4 protein-coding genes and 1 pseudogene are annotated in these 5,711 nt (G+C 72.3%); 2 read left to right on the forward strand and 3 right to left on the reverse strand.

The features are described from left to right. Nucleotides 1–396: 396 nt before the first annotated feature. Nucleotides 397–1,071, reverse strand: coding sequence for a DUF3000 domain-containing protein (locus tag BZY54_RS45590; RefSeq protein WP_086731226.1), 675 nt, complete (start codon nucleotides 1,069–1,071; stop codon nucleotides 397–399). 147 nt (nucleotides 1,072–1,218) lie between these two features. Between BZY54_RS45590 and hemE the strand changes: the two genes are divergently transcribed. After that, complete coding sequence (hemE, locus tag BZY54_RS45595) at nucleotides 1,219–2,289, forward strand: uroporphyrinogen decarboxylase (protein WP_086731227.1); 1,071 nt, start codon at nucleotides 1,219–1,221, stop codon at nucleotides 2,287–2,289. 132 nt (nucleotides 2,290–2,421) lie between these two features. On the opposite strand, the pseudogene BZY54_RS45600 reads toward hemE, so the two are convergent. Next, nucleotides 2,422–4,143, reverse strand: a pseudogene (locus BZY54_RS45600) (glycosyl hydrolase family 18 protein); the annotation flags it as partial. Between the two features lie 119 nt (nucleotides 4,144–4,262). After that, nucleotides 4,263–5,081 (reverse strand): rhomboid family intramembrane serine protease, encoded by an 819-nt coding sequence (locus tag BZY54_RS45605; RefSeq protein WP_086731228.1) that lies wholly within the window; start codon nucleotides 5,079–5,081, stop codon nucleotides 4,263–4,265. 253 nt (nucleotides 5,082–5,334) lie between these two features. On the opposite strand from BZY54_RS45605, the gene BZY54_RS45610 reads away from it, so the two are divergent. Continuing rightward, entirely contained in the window at nucleotides 5,335–5,622 is a 288-nt protein-coding gene (locus BZY54_RS45610; protein ID WP_086731229.1) for a hypothetical protein, read from the forward strand. Nucleotides 5,623–5,711: the final 89 nt, after the last annotated feature.

Consider the following 5,711-nt stretch of genomic DNA (forward strand, 5'->3'; position numbering starts at 1 on the left):
CTTGTGGGGAAGAAGCCGGGACAACCGTGCTTGCAAGGTCACAGTCGTCTTCGGCAGCAAACCTGTTGTCCTTTAGAGAATGATCACGATCTGGTGAGTATCAATGCGTTCAATTCGGACAGGTTGTCGATCAGCCGAAGGCTGAATCGGTTCGCTCGGGGCCGTTCGGGGTCGCTCGGCGCCCATACGTGCCCGAAAGTGGCCGTATCGACAAAGACACGGCAAGGGATCGGTAAGACGGGGTGCGGGAAGCCGCCGGGAGTGGCCGCTGTCGGCCGGGCGGTGGGTTCCGCTCGCGCCGGTGCGGGAGGACCGAGGGCGCGGGAGTGCGGGGCTGCTGGGGGATTACGAGGGCGCGGCGGGGATGTGGGGCCGCCGGGTGCGGGGACGCTCGGCTCAGCGTGACTGCGGGTCGCGCCGCTGCGGCAGCGTCACCACGGACGCGTCCCCCGGCCCGGCCGGCGGCAGGCCCGCGACCTGGGCCAGCAGATCGCACCAGGAGCCCAGGTGGGCCCCGGTGTCCGGAACCCCGCCCAGGCCCTCGCGCGGCGTCCAGGAGGCGCGGATCTCGATCTGCGAGGCGGCCGGGCGCGCCGCCATACCGCCGAAGTAGTGCGAACTCGCCCGGGTCACGGTGCCGCTCGGCTCGCCGTACGCCAGACCGCGCGCCTGCAGCGCCCCGGTCAGCCACGACCAGCACACCTCCGGCAGCAGCGGATCGGCGGCCATCTCCGGCTCCAGTTCGGCCCGCACCAGGGTCACCAGGCGGAAGGTACCGTGCCAGGCGTCGTGCCCGGCCGGGTCGTGCAGCAACACCAGACGGCCGTCGGCGAGGTCCTGGTCCCCGTCGACGACCGTGGCCTCCAGCGCGTACGAGAAGGGCGCCAGGCGCTGCGGCGGCGGTACCTGCTCGATCTCCACCTGCGGCCTCACCCGCGCGGCCCTCAGTGCCTCGACGGCGGCCCGGAAGGGCACCGGAGCCTGCTCCGCCCTGTTCGCATGCCCGTCCCCCTCCTTCGCATCGTCCATTCCGCCAGCGCCGTCCGACAGTCGTCCCTGAGCCGCAGCCATGCCGGGAAGATTAAGGGGAATCGAGCCTTCGTGCAGGGCAAGACACCCCGCCGCAGGACGCTGCGCCGCCAGGGGGCCGCACACCGCGGCCGTCACGCCACCGGGCTGCGGCTGTCGCGCCCCCGGGGCCGTGCGAGACTTGCCACCGTGAGTGCCAACGAGACGCCCGCCCGCCATCAGCCGCCGACAGCCACCCACGACTCCGCCTTCCTCAAGGCGTGCAGGCGTGAACCGGTGCCGCACACCCCCGTGTGGTTCATGCGGCAGGCCGGGCGCTCCCTGCCCGAGTACCGCAAGGTGCGCGAGGGCATCCCGATGCTCGAGTCCTGCACGCGCCCGGAGCTGGTCACCGAGATCACCCTCCAGCCGGTGCGCCGGCACGACGTGGACGCGGCGATCTACTACAGCGACATCGTGGTGCCGCTGAAGGCCATCGGCATCGACCTCGACATCAAGCCCGGCGTCGGCCCGGTCGTCGAGCGTCCGGTCCGCTCGCGCGCGGACCTGGCCCGGCTGCGCGACCTGACGCCCGCGGACGTCCCCTATGTCACCGAGGCGATCGGCCTGCTCACCCGCGAGCTGGGCGCCACCCCGCTGATCGGCTTCGCCGGCGCGCCGTTCACCCTCGCGAGCTACCTCGTGGAGGGCGCCCCGTCCCGCACGTACGAGAACGCCAAGGCGATGATGTACGGCGACCCGGAGCTGTGGGCCGACCTGCTCGACCGCCTAGCCGACATCACGGCCGCCTTCCTGAAGGTGCAGATCGAGGCGGGCGCGAGCGCCGTGCAGCTCTTCGACTCCTGGGCCGGCGCCCTCGCTCCGGCCGACTACCGCCGTTCCGTGCTCCCCGCCTCCGCGAAGGTCTTCCAGGCCGTCGCCGGGTACGGCGTGCCGCGCATCCACTTCGGTGTCGGCACCGGTGAGCTGCTCGGCCTGATGGGCGAGGCGGGCGCGGACGTCGTCGGCGTCGACTGGCGCGTTCCGCTGGACGAGGCCGTCCGCCGCGTCGGCCCCGGCAAGGCGCTCCAGGGCAACCTCGACCCGGCCGTCCTGTTCGCCCCCCGCGAGGCCGTCGAGGCCAAGACCCGCGAGGTGCTGGACGCGGCAGCGGGCCTGGAGGGCCACGTCTTCAACCTCGGTCACGGCGTCATGCCGTCCACCGACCCCGACGCGCTCACCAGGCTGGTCGAGTACGTCCACACGCAGACCGCACGCTGAGCGGTCGCCGCGACCGCGGCCCGGGCGGGCGCCGGCCGAGCGGGGTCCGGCCCGGTGCGCACCGGCCCGGGCGGGCGGTCCGCCGTCCGCCCGCCCGGGGGTTCGGTGCCCGGTACGTCCCGGGCCGTCGTGCTACTTCAGCCCGTCGGCCAGTGCGGTCATGAGCAGGCCGTTCGGTGTGTCGCCGGACACCTCCCAGACGAAGCCGCCCAGCAGCCCCTTGGACTTGATCCAGGCCGTCTTCTTGCCGATCGACCAGGTGTCGTCGAACGTCCACCACTGGCCGCCGGGACCGGTGTAGCCGTACGTCGAGACGGACTGCTCGTCGTGGTGGACGGTCATGGCGGGGAACGTGGTGATCAGGTTGTTGTAGCCGCGGACCCCCGCCTCGGTGTCGAACTGGCCGGGTGCGGCGCCGTTCGCGTCCTGCCACTCGCCGCCGGTCCCGCCGTCGGTGACGGACTGCCAGCCGCGCCCGTAGAACGGGAAGCCCACCGTCAGTTTGCGGGGGTTGACCCCGGCGTCGAGATAGGCCTGGATCGCGTTCTCGATGCTGAAGTGGAAGGGGTAGGGGTCCTGCGCGTCGGTGTACAGGTTGGAGCCGTGCCCGGTGCGCCCCGGCTCCCAGGAGTTGTCACTGCCGGCGCCGTGGAAGTCGTACCCCTGCACGTCGGCGTAGTCCAGTGAGTCGAAGATCCGGCTCAGGTCCCAGCCTGCGGCGATCTTCGCCGGGTCGGCCGGGGTGAACGCGGTCAGCAGCCGGTGTTCGCCGCCGAGCGCGTCGAGCTGCTTGCGGAACTCGGCGAGCAGGGCCGTCAGATCGGCCTTGTCCTGGGCGCCGTAGTGGTTGCCGGGATGCCCTTCGGAGCCCGGCCACTCCCAGTCGATGTCGATGCCGTCGAAGATGCCGGCGGCCGTGCCCGGTCCGCCCGCGCCGCTGTAGGCCGGCAGGTTGCCCTTGATCCACACGTCGATGCAGGACTTGACGAACTTCTCCCGGGAGGCCTGTGTGGCGGCCGCGTCGGAGAAGAACTTCGAGTAGGTCCAGCCGCCGAGCGACACCACGACCTTCAGGTGCGGGTACTTGGCCTTCAGCTTCTTCAACTGGTTGAGGTTGCCGCGCAGTTTGCCCCATCCGTCGTCGGCGACACCGTCGACCGACTGCGCCGCGGACATGGGCCGCGCATAGTCGGCGTCCGCGTCGCCCGCGCCGGTGCCCTCGTCGGGGTCCTGCGGGTCGGACGAGACGCCCTTGGTCACGCCCGCCTGGCAGGTGAGGTTGGTGGGATCGAGGTTCTCGAAGGCGTAGTTGAGCACGTCGAGCCGGGCGGCGGCGCCGGAGGTGTCCAGGTTCTTCACGAAGAACTGGCGCCCGTAGATACCCCACTGCGCGAAGTAGCCCACCTTGAGCTGCTTGCCCGGGCCCGCCACGTCGTCGGTGGTGACGGTCGCGGCGTTCGAGGCGGTCGAGGGGTTGTCGGCGGTGTCACGGGCCTTGACGGTGAAGGTGTAGGCGGTGGCTGGGGAGAGCCCGTCGACGGTGGCCGTCGTGGTGTCCGCGCCGACGGACTTCGCCAGCGTCGTGCCGCGGTAGACGTCGTAGGCCGCCACGCCCACGTTGTCGGTGGACCTGTCCCAGGCCAGGGTCACGCTGGAGGAGGTCTTCCCGGTGGAGCGGAGGTTGCCCGGCGCGGTCGGCGGCGTCGGGTCGGTCGACGGGTCGACGGTCTTCACGGTGAGCGGGGGGCTCGCCGGTCCGGCGTTTCCGCGCGTGTCCTTGGCCCGCACGGTGAAGGTGTGACCGGTCGCCGGGGTCAGGCCGGTCACGGTGGCCGAGGTGGTGGTCGCGGTCGCCCCGGCACCTGCGGCCCCCACGGACCGTGACTACGCGGGCGGGCGCGGGCCGATGCCGCTGCCCGGTACCGCGTCCCACCGGGTACGAAGCGCCGTCGCGGCGCTCACCCGAAGGGTCCTCACCAACCCGGGCGGGCCCGCCTGCCGAACAGCAGGCCGCGCGGCTCCGGTGGGGGAGGGGTGCCGGGGCGCAGCGGCAGGGCGATCAGCATGCCCGCGACGAAGCCGACCACGTGGGCCGCGTACGCCACGGTGCCCGCCTGGGCGACGCCCTGGCCGGCGGAGTAGAACGCCTGCAGCACGAACCAGAAGCCCAGCACGATCCAGGCGGGCAGCCGCAGCGGCAGGAAGACCAGGAAGGGGACGAGGACCCAGACGCGGGCCCTCGGGTACAGCACCAGATAGGCGCCGAGCACTCCGGCGATCGCCCCGGACGCGCCGATCAGCGGCTGACCGGAGTCGGCGTTGAGCAGCGCGAAGCCGTATCCGGCCGCGTAGCCGCAGACCACGTAGAACAGCAGGAACCGCACGTGGCCCATGCGGTCCTCGATGTTGTTGCCGAAGATCAGCAGGAACAGCATGTTGCCCAGCAGGTGCAGCCAGCTGCCGTGCAGGAACATCGCCGTGAACACCGACAGCTCCGCCGACTTGTCGTACGCCGGCGGCCCCAGCACGCAGCCCGGCCCGTGCACGCCCACGCCCACGTCGCCGGTCGGCACCAGCGACGGCATCGAGTGGTGGATCAGCTCGCGCGGCACGAGGGCGTAGTGATCCGTGAACGCCTGGAGGTGGCACAGCTCGGCCAGGCTGCTGCCGCCCGTGACGGACCCGGAGATGCCGGGCGTGAGCAGGAACACGACGAAGTTCGCGGCGATCAGGGCGTACGTCACCCAGGGGGTGCGCCGCACCGGGTTCAGATCATGGACGGGGATGACCACAGGGAAGTACTGCCCCCGATCCGCCGGGCGAATCGGTGGCGGGTGGACGGGCCGGCCGGGCCCGTCGACCTGGGCGGGTGCACCCGGCCGTGCCGACCGGGCCGAGGAGGACGGCCGGTGAACGCGGCCGTTCGCCCGTCCGTATGTCTCCCCGACCGCCCGCGGTGCGGGAGGCGGCCGCCGGGACGAGCGGCGGCCGTGGGACAGCGGCCGTAGGGCGACGTGACCGACGCGACGAAGCGAGGAACAGGCGATGAGCGAGCGAGTTACTCCTCCGATCCACGCCCTGCCCGACGGCGAGGCCGAGCTGTCCCTGGTGGTGCGGCTGCCGTGGGAGGACGTCGCCCGCCTCGGCCAGGAGGCCGGGCGGCTGGCGGCCCAGACCCAGCGGCCGGTGACGCTGGACGAGGCCGTCAGCCACCGGCTGCGGTCCACCCGGCTCCCGGCCGCCCACGCCAGGCCGGGGTCCGCGGAGCAGCCGGCCACGACGACGTCCACCGCCTCCGTCGCCGCACTCCCGAGACTGAACGGCACGGCGTAGACCCCGGAACCCGCGCGGGCACGGGCTCGGGCTTCGGAGTGGGTGGGGTTCCGGGGTCTACGCCGTGCCGTTCAGTCTCGGGAGTGCGG

This window comes from Streptomyces carpinensis, from assembly GCF_002154505.1.
Classification (GTDB): Bacteria; Actinomycetota; Actinomycetes; order Streptomycetales; family Streptomycetaceae; genus Streptomyces; species Streptomyces carpinensis.

Coding starts and splice junctions, on each gene's coding strand:
- BZY54_RS45590 (WP_086731226.1), bottom strand. CDS start 1,071: ATGGCTGCGGCTCAGGGACGACTGTCGGACGGCGCTGGCGGAATGGAC.
- BZY54_RS45610 (WP_086731229.1), top strand. CDS start 5,335: ATGAGCGAGCGAGTTACTCCTCCGATCCACGCCCTGCCCGACGGCGAG.